Source organism: Arthrobacter sp. GQ119 (assembly GCF_059759125.1).
In genome coordinates, this window is record NZ_JCAXEA010000018.1 from 112,824 (window position 1) to 133,562 (window position 20,739).

Here is a 20,739-nt window from a genome sequence, read left to right on the forward strand (position 1 = left end):
AAACCGGTCCGGCACCTTGCCCGGATCGTGACAAGAGGACACCAGGCCCGGCAAGGGCCACTGAAAGAGGCAACGATGCCTGCTGAAACTGCCCGCAAGGCGGAAGAAGCCCACTCCCCCATCCAGAATCTGACGGGCAGGTAGGCCATGTCGGGCGAAGACCGGCCGCTGGAGAGCAGCGACTGGATCCGCGGTTTGCTCCGGGTCTGGGGCAATGAGGGGGTGGTCGCGCGCGGCGGTGCCGAGGACCTGGTCCGCCAAGTGGCGGAGCTGTATGGATCGGGGCTGCGGCGCATCATGGAAATCCTGCACCGCCAGGAGAAGCTCGACGAGGCCACGCTGGAGGCGCTGACGGCGGACGACCTCGTGTCTGCCCTCCTGCTGGTCCACGGGCTGTACCCCCGCTCGTTGGAAGCGCGGGTGGCCGCGGCACTGGACCGGATCAGGCCCTATCTCGGCTCCCATGGCGGCGACGTGGAGCTGGAGGGGACGAGCACGGACGGGGTGGTGCGGCTAAAGCTCTACACCGAGCCGGGTGGCCCGCCGTCGTCCCCCGACCTCAAGTCCGCCGTTGAGGAGGCCATCAGAACAGCGGCACCGGAGGTCGCCGCCATCGACGTCGTCGAAGAGGAGAAGCAGCCTGGAATGCCGGAGCTCATTCCTGTGGACTCACTGCCCGTCCGGGCGATCAATCCTCAAGACGCAACGCCCGCGGCGTCCTGGCATGACATGACCGGCGGCACCTGGGAAGCGGTTCCGGAAATCGCCGGGCTCGAATCAGGGGAGGCTGCAGGCTTCCTGATTGGCGGCTACCCGGTGTTGGCCTGCCGCGCCGGACAGGATGTCTACGCGTACCGCGACTACTGCCCGCGCTGCACCGGCTCCATGGCCGGCGCAGCCCTGCAGCCCGGCGCGCCACAAAGCGGCGGAAGCCTCCTCCGCTGCCCCACCTGCCGCGGCCATTTCGATGTGCACCACGCCGGGGCCTGCCTCGAGGACAAAGACCTGCACCTGGACCCGCTTCCGCTGCTGGTCCGCGGCGGAGTGCTTTCTGTAGCCATCCCGGGGGAATCCGTGCAATCCCCGCCGCGTCCTGCCGCCCCGGCACCTACAGCCCGGGCGGAGGCGACGCCGGCGGAGTCGACGCCGGCCGAGTCGCTCCCGCTGGTCGCACCGGCAGGGCAGGCGGCCCCCTTGGCGCTGGTCCCCGATGCGGCCTCGCCGGCAGTATCCTCACCCGCCGTTCCCGCGCCGGCAGTATCCGCATCCGACGTGTCGCCGGCGGATATTCCTACGGCCGCAGCCCCGGCCCTGCAGACTGCTGCAGGACAGGACGGATGAGCTAATTGCGGGGAATGCTGTGCCTCACGCCCCTTATCTGGCCAAAAGGGAGGGTGGGCGCGGGGGCTACCCGGTGTTGCGCAGTCCTGCCGCCACTCCGTTGACCGTGATCAGCATGGCGCGCTGGAGCCGGTCGTCGATCTCGCCGCCGGAAATGGACTTGCCCGCCGCAGCCTCGGTACGCACACGGCGGAGGAGCTCCACCTGCAGGTAGCTGATGGGGTCGAGATACTGGTCCCGGATTTCCAGCGAGCGCTTCAGCGTCGGCTGGGCGTCCAGGAGCACGTTCTCACCCGTGAGGTTCTGGATCTCTGTAACAGTCAGTTCGTACTCTTCGCCGATGGCATGGAAGAGGTGGTGGAGCTCCTTGGGGACCAGGGTGTCCACGTAGTAGCCGGCGATGTCGAGGTCCGTCTTGGCCAGGGTCATCTCGACATTGGAGAGCACCGAACGGAAAAAGTGCCAACGGTCCATCATCTCCACAAGCTGGGCGGAGTTGCCAGCCTCGCGGGCGGCCCTCAGGCCGGATCCCACGCCGAACCAGCCCGGCACGATCTGACGCGACTGCGTCCAGCCAAACACCCACGGGATGGCGCGAAGGCCGCCGAGACCCGCACCGGAGTCGGGGCGCTTGGAGGGCCGGGAGCCGATGTTCAGGGAACCGAGCTGCTCCACCGGGGTGGACGCCATGAAGTAGGCGGGCAGGTCCGGGTGGTCGATGAGGCTGCGGTAGCGGTCGAAGGCGGCGTCGGAAATGATCTCCATGACGTGCCCGAAGCGTTCGCGCTGGTCATCGGAATTGCGGGGGGTGCGGTGCAGGGCGGACCCCTGCATCACGGCGGCGAGGGAAAGCTCCAGGTTCTCGCGGGCCAGCTCCGGCAGCGAATACTTGTCCGAGATGACCTCGCCCTGTTCGGTGAACTTGATTTCTCCCTCGAGGACGCCGTGGGGCTGGGCCATGATGGCATCGTAGGTGGGCCCCCCGCCGCGGCCCACGGATCCGCCGCGGCCGTGGAACAGCCGGACCCGGACGCCGTGCTTGGCGGCGATGTCGCGCAGCTTCTGCTGGGTCTTGTGGATCTCCCACTGGCTGGTCATCACGCCGGATTCCTTGTTGGAGTCCGAGTATCCGAGCATGACTTCCTGGATGTCGCCACGCAGCCGGACCAGCTCCCGGTAGGAGGAATCGGACAGCAGCTGGTCCACGATCTCCGCCGAGGCACGCAGTTCCTCAACGGTTTCGAGCAGCGGCGCGAAGCCGATCTTCGCATAGGGGGCGTCGCCGAAAAGACTGACCAGGCCGGCTTCGCGGGCCAGGACGGCCGCGGCCAGGACGTCGTCGGCGCCCCGGGTCATGGAGATGATGTACGTCTCGATGACGTCGGGGCCGTACGTGCGCAGGGCGCGCCGGATCTCGCGGAAGACGTCGTACGTGCCGTCAGCGACGCCGTCGAGCTTAATCGGGTGGCCGGACAGCGGACGGCGGGAGGCCAATTCGGCGCTCAGCACCTCGAGCCGCTGTTCGCGCGTCAGTTCGGCATACCGGATGCCGGGTCCGCCGAGGCGGTCCATGAGCTGTCCGACGGCGTCATGGTGGTGGTCGGCGTGCTCGCGGATGTCCAGCGTGGCCAGGTGGAGGCCGAAGGACGCGATGGCACGCCGGACGCGGGCCAGCGCGCCGTCCGCCGCAAGGGAAGCCGAGTGGTTGCGCAGCGAGAGTTCCAGCAACTCGAGCTCGGTGATGAGCTCCTCGGTGGAGGTGTAGTCGCGGCCGGGCTGATGGGCGGAGCCGGCGGCAACGCGCTTGCCCGTGTTGATGAGCTTGGCCTTGATGCAGGTGAGTTTGAGCCGGTATGGCTCCTGGGCGTTGAGCGTGAGGATGCGCGGGTCGAGGCCTGGCAGCTTGGCGAGGTCCGCGTCGATCGAGTCCAGCAGCGCCTGGTCCGCAGCTGCGAGGGCTGTGGAGTTGGACAGAATGGAGATGAGCTCGTCCACCATGGCGATGCTGATCCGCACCGCGTTCTGGTTCTGCAGCTGGAGGATCTCGTGGGTCACGGCCGCGGTGACGTTGGGGTTGCCGTCACGGTCGCCGCCGATCCACGAACCGAACTTGATCGGGGCCCTGTGCGCCGGCAGCGTGACGCCATGCTCGCCCAGGAGCGCGGAGAGGTCCGTGAGCATCTCCGGCAGCGCGTCGGTGAGGATGCTGTTGAGGTAGTAGATGGCGTTGCGAGCCTCATCCACCGGCGTGGGCCGGACCTGGCGGAGCTCGTCCGTCTGCCACATCTGGTCGATCATTTCGGACAGCTGGCGGTCCTGCCGGCGCCGGGCCGTGGTGCCCTCCTCGGTGGGTTCGGCCAGCACATCGGAGAGCTTGCGGATTTTGTCAAGCACGGAGCGCCGCGAGGCCTCGGTGGGGTGCGCGGTGAAGACGGGGCGCACGTCCAGTTCATTGACGACTTCCTGGAGCACTGCCGGGCCTGCCTGGCCGGCGATGTCGTCGACCGCCTTGGCCAGCCAGCCGTCCTTTTCCTGCCGCGTGCGCAGGCCGCGGACGCGGTGGACCTGTTCGGCGGCGTTGGCGAGATGGAAGTAGAACGCGAAGGCGCGGACCAGGTCGGTGGCCTGCTCAAGCGGCAGGGAGGCGAGGAGCTCACGGACCTGGGCAACGACGTCGTGCGCGCTCCACGGACCGGTGGCATCCGCACCGCCGCGGGCGGCTTCTTTCGATTCCTTGGTCAGCAGGCGCACCTGCTCCACAAGGTCCAGGAGTTCGGGGCCGTGCTGGCGGACCAGCGATTCGCCCAGCAGGGTGGAGACGCGGCGCACGTCTGCGCGGAGTTCGGCGGCGAGATCTGTTTCGGAATTCATTGCAGTGTCAGCCATGGAAACTATCTTTCGAGGGTTCGGACTTGGCTCGTACACTGCGCTGGATACTGTGAGCCGGGTTACCTGTTCCTATGGAATGTTACCCGCAGCGCGCCGGGGCCGGGAATATGTCACGGATCCTGTTACGGTCTTGAACCCTGCATCCCGGCCCGCTATGGGGGGCACCATCCCGCCCCTGCCGGCAGCCGCTCCGTGCACGGAAACCCAGAACGGAATGAAGTGTCTTTGCGTGCGGTTGTAGCGCCAGCCGTCTACGTTGGAGGAACCATGAGCACAACACCAGATGCCCAGCTGCAGCGCTGGCACCGTTTCCGCAATAACCGCAATGCCGCCCTCGCCGCTGAGCACGGCTGGCTCACGCTCACGTCATTCCAGTGGCTGGAAAGCCAGCCTTCCGCCGTCGACCTCGCCCCCGGGTTGTGGTCAACCGACGGCACGACGGCGGCACTTACGGCCGCGGCGGCTGACGGGCTCACGCTTGTGGAAACCGGCGAGCCGGTGGACGGGACCATCACAGCGCGGCTCTCCAATGAGGAGTCCCTGATGTGGGTCCAGTTCGGCGGCCCCGACGGCCGCCAGGTGGTGGTGGAGCTTGCCATGCGTGCCGACAAGTACGCCATCCGCACCCGGGATTCGCTGTCGCCGGTGTTCACGGAGTTCGACGGCGTGCCCACCTTTGATTACCGTCCGGACCTCGTGGTGGAGGCCCGTTTTGAGGCCTATCCCGAGCCCGTGGACGTGCCGATCGCCACGGCCAACCCCTTGGTCGATGGCGTGCACCGAACAGTGGGCGAGCTCGTGTTCCGCCTGCCCGGCAAGGACCACGAGTACCGGCTTCACGCTGAGGAGGAGAAGCTCGGCGCCCTGACCGTCACGTTCCACGACGAGACGAACGCAGCAGCCCCGCCCGGACAAGCAACTGCTGAGTGGCGGAAAGTCTCCACGCCCCGGCCCCGGATTGATGCCGCGGGAAACGCCTCGGTGGTCCTGGACTTCAACCGCGCCATCAACTACCCGAGTGCGTTCACCCCCTATGGCACCTGCCCGATGCCCGTGAAGAACAACAGCCTGGACGCCCGGATCGAAGCGGGCGAAAAACAGCCCAACCCCTGAGCGTATTTTGGGTGGGACGGCTCAGACGATTGCGGAGACCCCGGTGACAGCGCGGCCCACGATGAGGGTGTTGATTTCGTAGGAGCCCTCGTAGGTGTAGATCGCTTCGGCGTCGGCGAAGATCTTGGCCATGCGGTGGTCCGTGACAATGCCGTTGCCGCCGAGCAGAGACCGGCCCATGGCCACCGTTTCACGCATCCTGGCCGATGTGTACGACTTGGCCAATGCCACCTGCGCCATGTCATCGGCGCCGCGGTCCTGCAGCTGGGCGATCCGCACCATCATGCCCATGCTGGCCACGGTGTTGCCCAGCATCGAGACGAGCTGCTGCTGGATCAGCTGGAACTTTGCCAGCGGCCGTCCGAACTGCCGCCGTTCGACGGCGTACTGCCGGGCGACGTCGAACGCAGCCAGCTGCTGCCCCACGGCCTGCCATGCCACCATGATGCGCGAACCGCGGAGCAGTTCGTTCGTGTCGTCGAAGCCATGGACCGTCGCAAACCGGTCCGCCTCGCGCACGCGGACGTCTTCAAACACAATGTCCGCGTTCTGCACGGTCCGCAGCGCGATCTTGTTTTCGATCCGGCTGCGCGTCACTCCCGGCAGCGAGGCGTCCACGATGAACCCGCGGACGGCGCCGTCAGCCTCGTCCCGCGCCCACACCAGCATGTAGTCGCAGAACGTCCCGTTGCCGATCCAGCGTTTGGCGCCGTTCAGCACCCAGCAGTCACCGCCGTCGTCGGCTGCTCCGCTATGGCTGGATATCCGGCGGGCACGTGTCTCCATGCCGCCGGCAACATCGGAGCCATGCCCCGGTTCGGTCAGCGCAAAGGCGCCGGTGGTGCGCAGATTGGAGGCGTCCTCGAGCAGCCTGCTCCGCTGGTCATCCGAACCGAACTTGTAGAGCGCCTCGACGAAAAGATCATGGTGGACAAGGAAGAACGTGGCGATCGAGGTGTCCACGCGGGTTATCTCCGCGATGACGAGTCCGGCGAAGAGGTGGCTGTAGCCGCGCTGCGCCGGCGTGCTCAGCTCGAGTGCGGCGAGCTTCGGCAGGAGGTGGGACGGAAACTCGGCCTTGTTCCACCACCCTTCCGCGTACGGGGCGATCTCCGCGGCGAGGAACTCCCGCAACTCCTGGAGCTTGCGCCGTTCGGGAACGCTGAGCAGGGACTCGTAGTCGTAGAAGTCCGCGGTGGGCAGTGCGTCGACGGCGGATTCGGCGGCAGAAAGATGCGTCATTTCGGGCCCATCCGGATGGCGCCGTCGAGGCGTATGGTTTCGCCGTTCAGCATCGCGTTGTCCACGATGTGCGCCGCGAGATTGGCGTATTCGGCCGGCCGGCCCAGGCGGGACGGGTGCGGCACCTGCTTGCCGAGGGACTCCTGTGCCTCCGTCGGCAGGCCGGCCATCATGGGTGTCTCGAAGATGCCCGGTGCGATGGTGACCACGCGGATCAGCGAACGGGCCAGCTCTCTGGCCAGCGGCAGCGTCATGGCTGCCACGGCGCCCTTCGAGGCGGCGTAGGCAGGCTGGCCGATCTGGCCGTCGAACGCGGCGACGGAGGCCGTGTTGATGATGACGCCGCGTTCTTCCCCGCCCAGTTCGGTGGCTGCCGGCTCCGTGGCTGCCATTGCGGCGGCGGCGAGGCGGATCACGTTGAACGTGCCCACCAGATTGACCTGGATGACGCGGGTGAAGGTCTCCAGCGGCAGGACACCGTCGCGGCCCAGTACCTTGCCGGGTGTGGCAATGCCCGCGCAGTTCACCAGGATCCGCAGCGGACCCAGCGCCGCTGCGGAGTCGACGGCGGCCTGCACGTCGCCCTCGCTGGTAACGTCCGTCGGAACGAAGACTGCGGTGTTCACGCCCATTCGGCCGGAGTTCAGCTCCTCGGCGAAAGCCGCGCCGGCCGAAGAGGCGAGGTCCGCGATCACCACCGAGGCGCCGGCGTCGAACAGCCGCCGGGCAGTGGCAGCGCCCAGTCCGGACGCCCCGCCCGTGACCAGCGCGACAGAACCCTTGATGTCCATACATCCTCCTTGATGCGGAAACCGGCAGCCGGCGCGAACATTAGTTAGTGAATGTTAACTGAAAGCCCGGGCGCGCGCACCTTGCCCGGTTCGCTAGGCTGGCGGAATGACCCAGCCCGATGCGTCAGCGGCCCCCGGGGACCGGCCCGGCCCCGGAACACCCGGAACACCAGGGAAGCCCGAAGCCCCGGCTGACTGGGCCGCCCGCGCCGACGAGGCCGCCCGCTCGGTCACGCGGATGTTCGGCCACCGGCTCTTCTTCCTGCCCGGGACCCACATCGGTGCCGTTTCCCGTCCTTCGGGCCGCTTCGGGAGCCTTCTCCGCCCGTGGCATTACTGGTGGCAGGCCCACTACGTCGACTGCCTCGTGGACGCCGGCCGCCGCGAACTGGGCACCGCCGGCCGGCCGCCGGCGCGGTTCGACGGCGAACACCGGCCCAGCGCCGGCCAGCTGGCCTCCCGCCTGGTCACCGGCATCCGGCTGCGCAATTTCTTCACCTTCGTCAACAGCTACTACGACGACATGGCCTGGCTGGCACTGTCCAGCCTCCGGCTCGAAAAGCTGGCGGAGGAAAGCCGCCGCCCGGCCCCGCGCCGGTACGCGCGCCTCCGCAGGAACCTGATGCTCCAGTTCGACTCGGCCTCCACGGACGACCTTGGCGGCGGCACTTTCTGGAGCACGAAACGCGACTTCAAGAACACCCCGGCAACGGCCCCGGTGGCGCTCTACTACGCACGCACGGGTCACACTGCCCGGGCGCAGGCGCTCCTGGACTGGCTCGACGCCAGGCTCTTCGACGCCGGCCGCGGGCTCTACCTGGACGGACTCCGGATCAGCCCCACCGGCGAAACCGTCCTCGAGAACGCGATCTACACCTACAACCAGGGCCCGGTCCTCGGCGCCCTCCTGGAACTCGGCGGGACCAGGAACCTGGAGCGCGCCATCGTGGTGGTGGATGCGGTGTCGCGGCACCTTACGCTGCAAGCCAGCCTTGCCCCGGGCATGGCCGGCAACTCAACCCACAGCGGGGCGGTGCCCGGCGGCCCAACCCACGGCGGCCCAGCGAACAGCGGCCCAGCGAACAGCGGCGCGGTGCTGCGCTGCGACGGAACGGGCGACGGCGGACTCTTCACCGGGATACTGACGCGCTACCTGGCGCTGGCTGCACGCGACGGACGCCTGCCCGAGGCCACCCGCGCCACCGCCGGCCGGATGGTCACGGACACCGCCGCCGCGCTTTGGGCTGGCCGCAGGGCCGTCACCGCAGAGGAAGCCCTTGCCAGGCATGGCGGGCCGGGCCGCCTGGTCTTTTCCCACCATCCACAGCGGCCGGCGACTGACACCTATCCGCCGGGCGCCGCCGTCGAACTTTCCACGCAGCTGCAGGCGTGGATGGTACTGGAAGCGGCAGCTGCCGCCGGCGCGCCGCACGCACCCGCAGGGGGGTCCTGAACACCGGCGGGAGGCCCACAGAATTACGTCATGCCACACTTCCGTAATTGGTGTGATAATGGTCACTTAAGCATGCCACTTAGGTATGGCTAACCTACAGTTTGGGCAGTGAGCGTCGCCTGACTTCCCCTGCTCACCAGGATCCAGGTCCGCCTGACATTTTCAGAAAGAAGCCCCCAATGAAGATCCGCAAGAACGCCCTGGCCGGCATCGCACTCGCGGCCTCTGCAGCACTGGGACTGGCTGCCTGCGGCGGCTCCCCTTCGCCCGCCGGAACCACCTCCCCGGAAGCGACCAACGGCGAGATCACGGTCTACAACGCCCAGCACGAAAGCCTTACCAAGGAATGGGCGGACGCGTTCACCGCGGAAACCGGCATCAAGGTCACCCTCCGCCAGGGTTCGGACACGGAGATATCCAACCAGATCGTCCAGGAGGGCGCGGCCTCCCCCGCCGATGTATTCCTGACCGAGAACTCCCCCGCAATGGCGCAGGTGGAGAACGCAGGCCTGTTTGCCGACGTGGACAAGGACACCATCGCCCAGGTTCCCGCCGAATTCCGTCCGACCACCGGCCAGTGGACCGGCATCGCGGCCCGCTCCACCGTCCTCGTGTACGACAAGGCCAAGCTGACCGAGGACAAGCTGCCCAAGTCCATGCTGGATCTGGCCAAGCCGGAGTGGAAGGGCAAATGGGCTGCGTCCCCGAGCGGCGCCGACTTCCAGGCCATCGTGTCCGCCCTGCTTGAACTAAAGGGCCAAGCGGCAACCGAAGCATGGCTCAAGGGCATGAAGGAAAACTTCACTGCCTATAAGGGAAACAGTGCCGCGATGAAGGGCGTCAATGACGGCGAAGTCGATGCCGCGCTGATCTACCACTACTACTACTACGGCGACCAGGCCAAGACCGGCGAGAACTCCAAGAACGTCACGCCGTACTACTTCAAGAACCAGGACCCGGGCGCCTTCCTTTCCGTGTCCGGCGGCGGCGTGCTGAAGTCCTCCAAGAACGCTGACAAGGCCCAGGCCTTCCTCAAGTTCATCACCGGCAAGAAGGGCCAGGAAGTGCTGCAGAAGGGCGACTCCTTCGAGTACGCGATTGCCTCCGGCGTCCCGGCCCACGACAAGCTGGTTCCGGTCAAGGAACTCCAGGCTCCGGCAGTGGACCCTGCCAAGCTGAACTCGGCAAAGGTCACCGAGCTGATGACCAAGGCAGGACTCCTGTAATTCTGTGACCGCGCAGGCATCGGCGCCGGAGGTTTCCGGACGCACGACGACGGCGGGCAGGGACAAGCGCCCCCGCCCGCCTTTCGGCGTTTCTGCTGTTGCTGTCCTGGCGGTGCTGATCGCCCTGTTTTCACTCGTTCCGCTTGGCTACGTCGTTGTCATGACCGTGGCCACCGGCTGGGAAACGGCCTCGGCGCTGATATTCCGCGCACGCGTGGGGGAACTGCTCCTCAACACGGTGTTGCTGGTGGTGTTCACGGTGCCGCTGTGCTTGGTCCTCGGCGTGGGCGGAGCCTGGCTCGTGGAGCGGACCTCGTTGCGGGGGAACAAGGTCTGGGCGGTGCTCCTTGCCGCGCCGCTGGCCATCCCCGCCTTCGTGAACAGCTACGCCTGGGTGTCAGCCGTCCCGTCCCTGCAGGGCCTGTTTTCCGGCGTGCTGATTGCCACGCTCTCCTATTTCCCGCTCGTGTACATTCCTGCCGCGGCGACGCTGGCCCGGCTGGATCCCGCCATCGAACATTCCGCGGCGTCCCTGGGGCTGGGCGCCTGGCGGGCCTTCTACCGGGTGGTCCTGCCGCAGCTGCGGATCGCCATGACCGGCGGCGGCCTCCTGGTTGCGCTGCATCTGCTGGCCGAATACGGTGCGTTCGCCATGATCCGCTTCGACACGTTCACCACGGCCATCATGGTGCAGTACCAGTCCACCTTCAACGGCACAGCAGGGAACATGCTGGCCAGCGTGCTGGTGTTTCTCTGCCTCCTGCTGCTGCTGGCCGAGGTCCGGAGCCGCGGCACCGCCCGCTACGCCCGGGTGGGTTCGGGCGCCCAGGCGAGGGCCCTCCGGCTCCCCCTGCACGCCTACCAGCTGCCCGCGCAGCTGTTCCTTCTGGCCCTCGCTGCGCTGGCGTTCGGGCTCCCGCTGGCCTTCGTGCTGCGGTGGATCATGGCCGGCGGCGCGGAAATCTGGGCGGCTGACGAAATCCTCCCTGCGCTCCTGCAGACCCTCGGCTACGGGCTTGGAGGCGCCGTGGTGACCACAGCCGTGGCGTTCCCCATGGCTTACCTCGCCGTGCGCCACGCCGGCTGGTTCAGCAAAACCCTTGAGCTGTCCAACTACATCACCAGCGCCATGCCCGGCATTGTGGTGGGGCTTGCGTTCGTGACCGTCAGCATCCGGCTGGTCCCTGAGCTCTATCAGACGGCGGGCGTGCTGATCGCTGCGTATGTGCTGCTGTTCCTCCCCCGGTCGCTGGTGAACATTCGGGCCGGGCTGGCCCAGTCGCCGAAGGAACTGGATGAGGCGGCCCAGGCGCTGGGAACACCGCCGCTGCTGGCCTTCATCCGGGTCACGCTGCGGCTGACAGCCCCGGCGGCCGCCGGCGGAGCGGCCCTCGTGTTCCTGGCCATCGTCAACGAGCTCACCGCAACGCTGCTCCTCTCCCCCAACGGCACGCGCACGCTCGCCACCCAGTTCTGGGCCAAGAGCAGCGAAATCGACTATGCCGGCGCGGCGCCCTATGCCCTGCTGATGATCGCGATCTCGGCACCCATGACGTATTTGCTCTTCCAGCAGTCCAAGAAAGTAGCGGGACAGTGACCGAACAATCGCCGTCCAGGGTTCCCGGACCCCGGATCCCGCCGTCCGTGGCTCCCAGCACCGACAGCCACCTGGTGATCGAGGACGTCACCAAAAACTTCGGTTCCCAGGCGGTCCTCAGGGGCGTCAACCTTTCGGTGGCGAGAGGCGGCACCACCGCAATCGTGGGGCCCTCCGGTTCCGGCAAGACCACGTTGCTGCGCCTGGTCGCCGGCTTCGAGCATCCCGGCACCGGCAGTATTCTTCTGAACGGTTCCCCTGTGGCGGGCAACGGCGTGTGGACACCCGCCCACAAGCGTCACATCGGGTATGTGGCCCAGGACGGTGCCCTGTTCCCGCACCTGACGGTGGGGAAGAACATCGCCTTCGGGCTGAGCGCATCAAAGCTCGATGGCGGGCGGCGGGCTGTTGCGGCCAGGGTTGCCGAGCTGCTGGAGATGGTGTCCCTGGACCCCGCCATGGCCAAGCGACGGCCGCATGAGCTTTCCGGCGGCCAGCAGCAGCGGGTGGCACTGGCCCGTGCCCTCGCCCGCGAACCTGAGCTCATGCTGCTCGATGAGCCATTTTCTGCCCTGGATGCCGGGCTCCGCGTGGCCACCCGCCGCGCCGTGGCGAAAGTGCTGAACCAGGCCGGTGTGACCACGATCCTCGTGACGCACGACCAGGCGGAGGCCCTCTCCTTCGCGGACCAGGTGGCCGTGATGCGTGGCGGCAAGCTGGCGCAGATCGGCAACCCGTTTGTCGTCTATACCCGCCCGGCGGACCGGGCCACTGCCGAGTTCCTGGGCGACGCCGTGATCCTTGACGCGTGGATTGAAGGCTCGCTGGCAACGTGTTCCCTGGGCGGCATCCCCGTACGCCGCCCTCCGGCCCAGGGCCGCGTGCAGCTGATGCTGCGTCCCGAGCAGATCCGCATTGCCGAGGACGGACACATCCGCGGAGTGGTGGTGGACACTGATTACTTCGGGCCCGAAACCACTGTGCGGCTCAAGCTGGCCGTGCCGCCGAAACTCGCCGGGGCCATGCCGGACCACCGCTACCCCGGCGGCGGGGAAGTGATCACCATCCGGCACTGGAACGCCTCCATCGCCCGGCCGGGCACGGAACTCTGCCTGCGCGTCGTGGGCGAGGCCGTCGCTTTTCCGGTCAACGGCGACGGACCTTCCGTCGTAGGCTGATGCTGACGTTTTCGTTTATTTGTGGCTAGGCAGGCTTGGCGTAAGTGGCTGCACTCATGATTTCGTAGCCTACGAACGTCTCATCGCCTTCGACCCAGGCATCATGGCCTGCGGGAATTGCATAGGCGTCCCCGGCGCTGATTGTGGTGCTTGTTCCATCTTCCATCTCCACAGTCAGCGTTCCAGCGGTGCAGAACCCCAGATGGTTGTTCTGGCAGCTGTCGGTGTGGACCACGGTCTTGACGGTCTCGGACCACCGCCAGCCAGGCTCAAAAGTGAACCTGCCCAAGGTGGTATCAGCCAAGGTGACAACGTCGACTTCAGTCTTGGGTGGTCGGCGCTTTTCATCGGGTTCGTTGAATGACTTCGATTCAAGGGCTGTGACAGTTACTGCGGGCATTTTGTCCTCCTCAACGGGGAGTGATTACAGCTGTTCATCCGGAGCCTGCATGTGATGCTCCGGGAAAGAGTGGCCGGCAGACACGGGCTGATGCCCGTTCAGCGTCTGCCGAACACCTGTGAATGGCGCTATCAGCGTGCTCTCAACGATTAGCCATGTCAACAGGCATGCCGCGGACATGGGCCATTGCCCGACCGGACCCAACCACCCACGCAAGACATCTCCAGCCTTCAGAAGCCCGTCAGCCGGCGGTGGCCAGCGGTGTGTATTTGAACGACTTCAGGGTGGCGCTGCCTCCCGCCGTGGCGGCCGTGACGGTGTGTCCGCCCTCCCGCGGGAAAACCAGCGAGGTCAGGGTCTGCTCGCCCCCGTTGACGAAGACCTCGACGGATGAATAATCCACGAACACCGTAAGCTCCACGGTCCCTCGGCCGGGTGCCGATCCGCCGCGCAGTGGACTGGAGGCTGATCGCCGGTCGGTGAAAACGCGGCCGAGCGATTCGACTCCAGGGACCACGGCGGAGCGCGTCACGAAGGCCGTTCCGTCGTCGAAGTCGTATCCGATCGTGGCGAAGTCGGCCGGGCCTTTTTCTGCCGCTCCGCTGCCCAGCTTCAGCAGGGCTTCAGAAGCGTCGTCGTCCAGCGCCCTTTCGAGGGTCACATCCAGCCGGTACGCGCCGCTGTCCGGCACCGGCAGTTCCCCCGCACCGCCCTCTGTGACGCGCCGGCCGGTGACGGTCTCTGCGGCACCCTCCAGAACGGACAGGGCCTCGGTGGGACTGGACACCAGGGACGGCCTGCCGTGAACCGTCTTGAGGCGGATGTCCCGCACTATCGAATCGGCGCCGCCCTGCCAGTCAGCGGTGGGCAGATTGCGTGCGTAGGTCCAGTTGTTCATCCAGCCGATGGCGTGGCGGGACGCCATCCGCTGGTTTTCCGGAAGCCGGGGATCATCCCAGGTGACGGCCGCGTAAAAGTCCGATCCGGCGTCGAGCCACTGGTGCCGGTCGTCAGCCGGAGTGAAGGCGGTCCCGTCCCAGTTTCCCGTCCAGTAGGCCACGCCCGTCGTCCGGCCTTCCTCGGAGCCATTGGCGCTTGCGGCGAGGACCCAGGTGCGCTTGGCAGGATCGCCGTCGACGTCCAGCTGGAAAAGGTCGGGACATTCCAGGATCCCCAGCCCCTGGCGCTCAAAGGATGAGGCATACCGCCAGTCCTTAAGATCGCGGGAGGTATAAAAACCGATCTTTTCGCCCTCGGCCAGGGCCATGACCCACTGCCCGTTGGCGTCGTCACGGATGATCTTCGGATCCCGCCAGTGCTCTGCGCCGGGGTTGTCCATGACAGGGTTCCGATCGTAAGGCTTGAAGCTGAAGCCCTTGTCCGTGGAGTAAAACAGAGATTGCCGCTGGACGCCCTTGTCCTGCTGCGTCATCACGGCGATAACGGCGTCCTTGCCGAAGCCTGCGGTGTTGTCCGTGTCCACGACGGCGCTGCCCGTTTCAATGTCGCCGAGGCCGTTCTTGAATTTCTCGATGGCCACGCCCTCGTCCTTCCAATGCACCAGGTCGGTGCTGGTGACGTGGAACCACTCAGTGCCGTTCCCCTCCGGATGGTCGGCGTTGTACAGGTAGTAGTAATGCCAGACGCCGTCCAGCAGGAACGGCCGCTGCGGGTCGTTCATCCATTCCTTCTCCGGCGTGAGGTGGTAGGCCGGCCGGAACTGCGATGCCCCCTCCGGGCGGCTGAAGTTGGGGCTGGCCGGCGCCGTTTCCTGCGCGCCACCGTTCCCGGCGCCCGGGTTGGCCGGGTCTCCTGGTCTGCTCCCTTGAACTATCGCGGCGGCCACGGCCAGCAGGACAGCGAGGACGGCAGCCACCGCGATCCAGCTGCCTCGGGGGCCGAGTTGTCGAAGGGAATTCAGCTGCATGTCCGCCGATCGTCGGAATATGGGGAAGCGCCGGCAGGGCTGCGAGCGCTGCCGGCGCTTCACTGGGCCAGATGCAATTTTACCGCGGCTTTCACGCGTTAATTGCTGGGCCTGCAGGGCGCTTCTTCTGCGGGTAGGGCGTCTCGCCGCGGGCCAGCATCTCTACGAAACCGGCGATTTTTCGTGTCCGCGTGGAGGCCTGCTTGACCGAATTCGTGCGGTAGATCAGGGCGTAGCGGTTGACGGAGCTAAGGACGTCAAACATGGCCTGCGCCTCGGGAACAGCGGCAATGGCAGCCGCAAGATCCTCCGGCACTTCGGCTGACGATTGGCCGGAGTACGCCGCCTCCCACCGCCCGTCCGCCTTGGCCGCGTCGACGGCGGCCCGTCCGGCCTCTGCCATCCTGCCGGCGGCTTCCAATCGCGCGATGCGGTCCACGTTCCGTGCCGACCAGACGCTCTTCGGCCCCCGGCGGGTCATCCGCTGGAAGGAGCTCTCGTCGTCGCGCCTTTTGCCCTGGCCGTCGATCCATCCAAAGCACAGAGCCTCCTGCAAGGCTGCTTCATAGTCGAGTTCCGTGACGCGGCCGCCTTTTTTGTGCAGCACCAGCCACACGCCCGGGCTCGTGGAATGGTTCAGTTCGAGCCAGCGTCGCCATTCGGCGGCGTCCTTGACCAGCAGTTCCTCGAGTTCAGCAGCCATGCGCCTATTCTGCCCCTTCGGTCCCGATGCCTGGGGATGCAAGTCGTGGCATTATGGCCATGACTGCGCCGTTGCTGAATCCAATGCTGAATCCAAGCCGTTCGAGTCCGAGGAGAGATCATGCTGCGTGTCCGCCCCGTCCATTTCACTTCACGCCTGGACCAGTGGGAGCGGCTCCTCACGGACCTGGGCATGATCAAAACCCTTCATGACGACACGTGGCGGGAATTCGACGCCGCGTCTGGCCGGCTTGCGCTGCAGCACGTTCCTTCCGGCGCCGAGAACGACGGCGCGTCGTCCTTCGCCGTCGAGGTGGGCGACCTGGAGGAATTCGCCCGCCGCACCAATCTGGCAGGGGTGGAGTCCGGAACCACACCGGCCGAACTGATCCCCGCGGACATCGGCGACTCCTGCAGAATCACGGGAAAGGACGGTTTCAGCTTCCTGGCGGACAAAGCGGCACACTTCGCACAGTGCGCCGACGCCGACACTGGGTTGTCGGTCGTCGCCGTCTGGTTTACCGAAGACACCGCCGCGGCCGCCGAGACACTAAGGAGCATCGGCGCCAGGCCCCGACCGGTGCCGGATAACGACGAAACCGCGGACTTTACAGCCAAGAACGGCGGCGTGCTGATGGTGCGGCCCGGTTCGGGCCCTGCGCGGTCAGGCTTCGGTTTTGAGTACGACGGCGACCTGTCCGCCCTGCGGGACCGGCTGGCCGCCGCGGGTTACCAGGTCAGCATGACGGAAGAGGCTTTCGGGCGGACCCTGCACCTGGCGAACCCCGACACGGCGGGTGATGCCTCGGGACCGCACGTACCGTCCACCCTGTGGATCTCGAAGCAGGCTCCGCTCGGTGCCTAGTCATTTGGCCTCCGCTAAGAGCTGAGATCCCACGCGTCGGCGGTCGGATGCACGGCGATGAGGTAGAACTTAACCATGAACGTGCGCACCCCCGATCCCAATCCCGGCTGGCTTTCCGAGGAGGACCTCTTCGAGGCCCGCGGACGGCTCCCCATGGTTTACGTCGAGGCCGTGCCGGTCCGGCTCGACCCGCTGGGGTTCGTGAACGAAGTGGGCACGCTCCTGCAGGCTGATGCCGACGGCACCATGGTCCGTTCCCTCGTGTCCGGCCGCGTGCTCTACCGCGAAACCATCCGCGCCGCGCTCCTGCGCCACATGGAGAAGGACCTCGGCCCGCTCGCTTTTCCGCAGCTGCCCGTCAGCCCGGTACCCTTCACGGTGGCAGAGTACTTCCCCGCGCCGTCCCACACAGGATTCACCGACGACCGCCAGCACGCCGTCTCCCTGTGCTACATCATCCCCGTCACGGGCGACTGCGAGCCCCGCCAGGACGCCCTGGAACTGACCTGGATGACTCCGCAGGAAGTACTCAGTGAGGACGTCCAGCAGGAGTTCAGCGGCGGCCGGGGCTCGCTCGTGCGCCAGGCCCTGGCGTTCGCCGGCGTCGGCAGCTGACGGCACCCTGAGGTCGCCGCCTCCCGGACTTCGCACTGCCTCCTTTGTAGACTGTTGGGCGGACCGCAAGAGAACTTAAGGACTCCCATGAACCACGTACCAGCTGCCCAGACCTACCGCGAACAGCAGGCTGGGTCTCTGCAGCCGGGCGACCACCTTCTTTTGCCGGACGGCCTGCGGTCGGCCGAAGTCCACTCCGTAGAGATTGAAAATGATGACTTCGGCGCGCCCGCCATCGTCCTCGCAACCCTGACCGGGGGCGGCATGCTGCGCATTGCCGCCGGCTCGTCTGTGCGGATCGAGGAAACAGGTTTCGCCGCCGAACATGACGCCGTCCAGGGCGCAACGGCCGCCGACAACGCGGCCACCGACGGCGCCGTCACGCAGGACGGAACAAGGCCGGACACCGCCAGGAATTCCGACGCCGCCACCCCGCTTCAGGTGGTCGGGAACCAGAACGAGGGGGCGGCGCTGCCCCCGGCGCCTCCCGCCGTCGTCGTTCCTCCCCTGCCGGCCTCCACGCCGGCGATCATCGGGCCCAGCGCCGAGGATCTGGCCCTCATTCCGGAACCCGCAGGGACCCCCGAAGCCGTGGTCGAGGCCGTGGCGGAGGCCCATCCGGACTCTGTGGGTGTGCAGCTGCTGGCCGACAAGCTGGTCAAAGGCATCAACACGAAATCCGGCAGCTGCCTGAAGGACCTCAGCGACCTCGCCCACGAACTGTTCGTCATGCTCAAGGACGCAGAGGGCGCGCTCGCCGTCGCTGACCTCCTGAATGTGCTGCCCTTCGACGGAAATCCCGGCCGCTGGTCGTCCGTGGAGGCTTCGCTCGCGCTTTCCACGTACATCTGCCGCCAGACCGGCCAGAAGGAGCGTGCCGCCGTCTACGAGAAGCTGCTCCGGGCACCCGAAAACCAGGAGACGGACCCCTTCAAGGCGCGCATGCAGGCGAGGGTGCGCCAGCGCTCCCTGAACGAGCCCAACCTGTATGACAAAGAGATCTTCCGGTCCATTGACAACTCCAACGCGGAGGCCGAGCGGGAGTGGCGCCTGCTGCGTCTGGAGTCGCTGCTGTTCCTGCGGGCGCACGGCGGGTCACAGACCATCAGCGCGGGTGAGCTGGAGCGGCGGATCGCCAACGAGCTGGAGTCGGTCCGCGGATAGGGCCCACGAGGGCATTGCGGTTTTGCTCTAGCCGCGGCTGTAGCGACGCTGTAAATTCGGGCCATGACGAACAATCTGAGCGTAGTGATCAACTCCGATGCGCCGCAGGTTTGGACGATGCTGCGTGAGCCCGCCAAAGTGGCCGAGTGGCATGGCTGGCAGGCCGATGACCTGGCCGCGGAAATCAATGAGATCTACTTCAACAGCACGGTGGTCGAGAGCCCGGACCACACATCACTGACAGTCGACGGCGGCGACGTGTTCACACTGAAACCTGTGCCCACCGGGACCGAAGTCAGCGTGACCCGGGCAGCGCTGGATCACAACTCCGAATGGGCGGCCTGGGACGAGGACATCACCCAGGGCTGGCTCACCTTCCTGCAGCAGCTCAGGTTTGCACTGGAGCGGCATCCGCATGGAAAGCGCCACACGATGTTCTTCTCGGTTCCGGGAAGCGGCGGCTCGGCCATCGAGAAACTCGGGCTCCAGGAGGTACCGAAACGCGGCGAGGACTATTCGCTGACGCTGGGCACGGGTGAGGAGATCGCCGGCAAGGTCTGGTACAAGTCCAACCACCAGGTCGGACTGACCGTGCACAGTTACGCCGAGCACGGCGACGGCCTGCTGATCGTGGCGGACCAGCCCGTCATTCCGGAGGTCAGGCCCGACGGCGGCTCCATGGTGATCATCTCAACCTACGATTTGGGCGCCCACACGCTGGAGACAATCCGCACCCTCTGGGACGACTGGCGTTCTGAGAACTACCCCACATCGGAGCCCATCCGCTGAGACCGCGTGCCCGTAGCTGGCACACTTGAACCGTGCCAGCCAATCCTGAACCGCCTGCCCGTCCTGGACCAGTGCCGCCCGCCCGGCAGTCGGAGTTTTCCTTCCGCGTCGGCAAGCGGCTTACTGAAACGTGCCGCCCATCCAGTGAGCAGGCGTCCGCCAACGGCGGCGAATTCCTGGGCCGGACCGGGACCATTGCCACGCCCCACGGCGAAATCCAGACGCCGGCCTTCATCGCCGTCGGGACAAAGGCCACCGTGAAGTCCGTGCTCCCGGAGTCCATGGCCGAGCTCGGGGCCCAGGCACTCCTGGCCAACGCCTACCACCTGTACCTGCAGCCGGGGCCGGACGTCCTGGACGAGGCCGGCGGGCTGGGAGCCTTCATGAACTGGCCCGGCCCGACATTCACCGACTCCGGCGGCTTCCAGGTGATGAGCCTGGGCTCGGGCTTCAAGAAGGTCATCGACATGAAGTCAGTCGACCAATCCGGCCCCGATGACGCCGTGGCCGCCGGCAAGGAACGGCTCGCCCACGTGGACGACGACGGCGTGTGGTTCAAGAGCCACCTCAACGGGGACCGCCACCGCTTCTCGCCTGAGATCTCGATGCAGGTCCAGCACCAGATCGGGGCGGACATCATGTTCGCCTTCGACGAGCTCACCACCCTGCAGAACTCCCGCCGATACCAGGAAGAGTCGCTGGAGCGCACGCGGCTGTGGGCCATGCGCTGCCTGGACGAGCACTTCCGGCTGACCTCCGCCCGGGCAGGGAAGCCCTACCAGGCCCTGTTCGGCGTGATCCAGGGGGCGCAGTACGAGGACCTCCGCCGGAAGGCCTGCCGGGACCTCGGGGCCATGGCCTTCGACGGGTACGGGATCGGCGGGGCGCTCGAGAAGGAGAACCTGGGCACGATTGTGCGCTGGTGCAACGAGGAGCTTCCGGAGAACAAGCCACGGCACCTGCTGGGCATCTCCGAGCCTGACGACATCTTCACCGCCATCGAAAACGGCGCCGACACCTTCGACTGCGTCTCCCCCACCCGGGTCGCCCGCAACTCCGCGTTCTACACCCCCGACGGCCGGTTCAACCTGTCCGGCGCCAAGTACAAGCGCGACTTCGGCCCGCTGCAGGAGGACTGTGACTGCTACGCCTGCCTGAACTACTCCCGCGCCTACATCCACCACCTCTTCAAGGCCAAGGAGATGCTGTCCGCCACCCTCATCTCCATCCACAACGAGCGGTTCGTGGTGAAGCTGGTGGACGACGCCCGGCTGGCCATCGAGGACGGCTCCTTCTTCGAGTTCAAGGCCGAGACCCTGCGCCGGTACTACGCCTAGGCCCGCCGTTTCGACGGTTCCCTGCGCTCACGACGTAAGGCCGCGTCTAGCCGGCAGGGAACCGTCGAACCGGATGTCCACATAGCCAGGGTTCGGTCTGGCTTACGACG

General features: G+C 66.6%; 17 protein-coding genes. 11 read left to right on the forward strand and 6 right to left on the reverse strand.

What is annotated here, in order from left to right; translation table 11 throughout:
* Positions 1–147: 147 nt before the first annotated feature.
* Positions 148–1,341, forward strand: coding sequence for a NifU-related iron-sulfur-binding protein (locus AC6CH3_RS16990; RefSeq protein WP_498133522.1), 1,194 nt, complete (start codon positions 148–150; stop codon positions 1,339–1,341).
* Between the two features lie 66 nt (positions 1,342–1,407).
* Here the strand turns inward: AC6CH3_RS16990 and ppc are convergent, their stop codons facing one another.
* The gene (gene ppc / locus AC6CH3_RS16995; protein ID WP_498133523.1) at positions 1,408–4,227 is read right to left on the reverse strand and encodes a phosphoenolpyruvate carboxylase; all 2,820 of its coding nucleotides are present in this window, start codon (positions 4,225–4,227) and stop codon (positions 1,408–1,410) included.
* Positions 4,228–4,497: 270 nt separating this feature from the next.
* Here ppc and AC6CH3_RS17000 point away from each other — a divergent pair, with 270 nt between their 5' ends.
* The gene (locus AC6CH3_RS17000) at positions 4,498–5,343 is read left to right on the forward strand and encodes a DUF1684 domain-containing protein (RefSeq protein ID WP_498133524.1); all 846 of its coding nucleotides are present in this window, start codon (positions 4,498–4,500) and stop codon (positions 5,341–5,343) included.
* A 21-nt stretch (positions 5,344–5,364) separates the two neighbouring features.
* Here AC6CH3_RS17000 and AC6CH3_RS17005 read toward each other — a convergent pair whose 3' ends face one another.
* Entirely contained in the window at positions 5,365–6,585 is a 1,221-nt protein-coding gene (locus AC6CH3_RS17005) for an acyl-CoA dehydrogenase family protein (RefSeq protein ID WP_498133525.1), read from the reverse strand.
* Positions 6,582–7,376, reverse strand: coding sequence for an SDR family NAD(P)-dependent oxidoreductase (locus AC6CH3_RS17010; protein ID WP_498133526.1), 795 nt, complete (start codon positions 7,374–7,376; stop codon positions 6,582–6,584). Before AC6CH3_RS17010 ends, AC6CH3_RS17005 begins: the two co-directional genes overlap by 4 nt.
* 106 nt (positions 7,377–7,482) lie before the next feature.
* Here AC6CH3_RS17010 and AC6CH3_RS17015 point away from each other — a divergent pair, with 106 nt between their 5' ends.
* The 4 genes from AC6CH3_RS17015 to AC6CH3_RS17030 all read left to right on the forward strand — a co-directional run bounded on the left by AC6CH3_RS17015 (position 7,483) and on the right by AC6CH3_RS17030 (position 12,830).
* The gene (locus AC6CH3_RS17015; protein ID WP_498133527.1) at positions 7,483–8,829 is read left to right on the forward strand and encodes a glycoside hydrolase family 76 protein; all 1,347 of its coding nucleotides are present in this window, start codon (positions 7,483–7,485) and stop codon (positions 8,827–8,829) included.
* Positions 8,830–9,008: 179 nt separating this feature from the next.
* Positions 9,009–10,055: an iron ABC transporter substrate-binding protein gene (locus tag AC6CH3_RS17020; RefSeq protein ID WP_498133528.1), complete on the forward strand. Its 1,047-nt coding sequence runs from the start codon at positions 9,009–9,011 to the stop codon at positions 10,053–10,055.
* Between the two features lie 4 nt (positions 10,056–10,059).
* The gene (locus AC6CH3_RS17025; protein WP_498133529.1) at positions 10,060–11,652 is read left to right on the forward strand and encodes an ABC transporter permease; all 1,593 of its coding nucleotides are present in this window, start codon (positions 10,060–10,062) and stop codon (positions 11,650–11,652) included.
* Positions 11,649–12,830 (forward strand): ABC transporter ATP-binding protein, encoded by a 1,182-nt coding sequence (locus AC6CH3_RS17030; RefSeq protein ID WP_498133530.1) that lies wholly within the window; start codon positions 11,649–11,651, stop codon positions 12,828–12,830. The genes AC6CH3_RS17025 and AC6CH3_RS17030 overlap by 4 nt, the downstream gene beginning before the upstream one ends.
* 25 nt (positions 12,831–12,855) lie before the next feature.
* On the opposite strand, the gene AC6CH3_RS17035 is transcribed toward AC6CH3_RS17030, so the two are convergent.
* From AC6CH3_RS17035 to AC6CH3_RS17045, 3 genes are all read right to left on the reverse strand, one after another.
* Entirely contained in the window at positions 12,856–13,230 is a 375-nt protein-coding gene (locus AC6CH3_RS17035; protein WP_498133531.1) for a cupin domain-containing protein, read from the reverse strand.
* A gap of 241 nt (positions 13,231–13,471) precedes the next feature.
* On the reverse strand, positions 13,472–15,157 hold the full coding sequence (locus AC6CH3_RS17040) for a glycoside hydrolase family 32 protein (protein WP_498133532.1): 1,686 nt from the start codon (positions 15,155–15,157) through the stop codon (positions 13,472–13,474).
* A gap of 91 nt (positions 15,158–15,248) precedes the next feature.
* A complete protein-coding gene (locus tag AC6CH3_RS17045) occupies positions 15,249–15,860 on the reverse strand; it encodes a YdeI/OmpD-associated family protein (protein WP_498133533.1) in 612 nt (203 codons plus the stop codon).
* Between the two features lie 120 nt (positions 15,861–15,980).
* Here AC6CH3_RS17045 and AC6CH3_RS17050 point away from each other — a divergent pair, with 120 nt between their 5' ends.
* From AC6CH3_RS17050 to tgt, 5 genes are all read left to right on the forward strand, one after another.
* Positions 15,981–16,724, forward strand: coding sequence for a VOC family protein (locus AC6CH3_RS17050; protein WP_498133534.1), 744 nt, complete (start codon positions 15,981–15,983; stop codon positions 16,722–16,724).
* A gap of 75 nt (positions 16,725–16,799) precedes the next feature.
* Positions 16,800–17,339, forward strand: a complete 540-nt coding sequence (locus tag AC6CH3_RS17055; protein WP_498133535.1) for an NUDIX hydrolase family protein — start codon at positions 16,800–16,802, stop codon at positions 17,337–17,339.
* 87 nt (positions 17,340–17,426) lie between these two features.
* On the forward strand, positions 17,427–18,503 hold the full coding sequence (locus AC6CH3_RS17060; protein ID WP_498133536.1) for a DUF6707 family protein: 1,077 nt from the start codon (positions 17,427–17,429) through the stop codon (positions 18,501–18,503).
* Positions 18,504–18,566: 63 nt separating this feature from the next.
* Positions 18,567–19,292 (forward strand): SRPBCC family protein, encoded by a 726-nt coding sequence (locus tag AC6CH3_RS17065; protein WP_494033192.1) that lies wholly within the window; start codon positions 18,567–18,569, stop codon positions 19,290–19,292.
* Positions 19,293–19,324: 32 nt separating this feature from the next.
* Complete coding sequence (tgt, locus tag AC6CH3_RS17070; RefSeq protein WP_498133537.1) at positions 19,325–20,629, forward strand: tRNA guanosine(34) transglycosylase Tgt; 1,305 nt, start codon at positions 19,325–19,327, stop codon at positions 20,627–20,629.
* Positions 20,630–20,739: the final 110 nt, after the last annotated feature.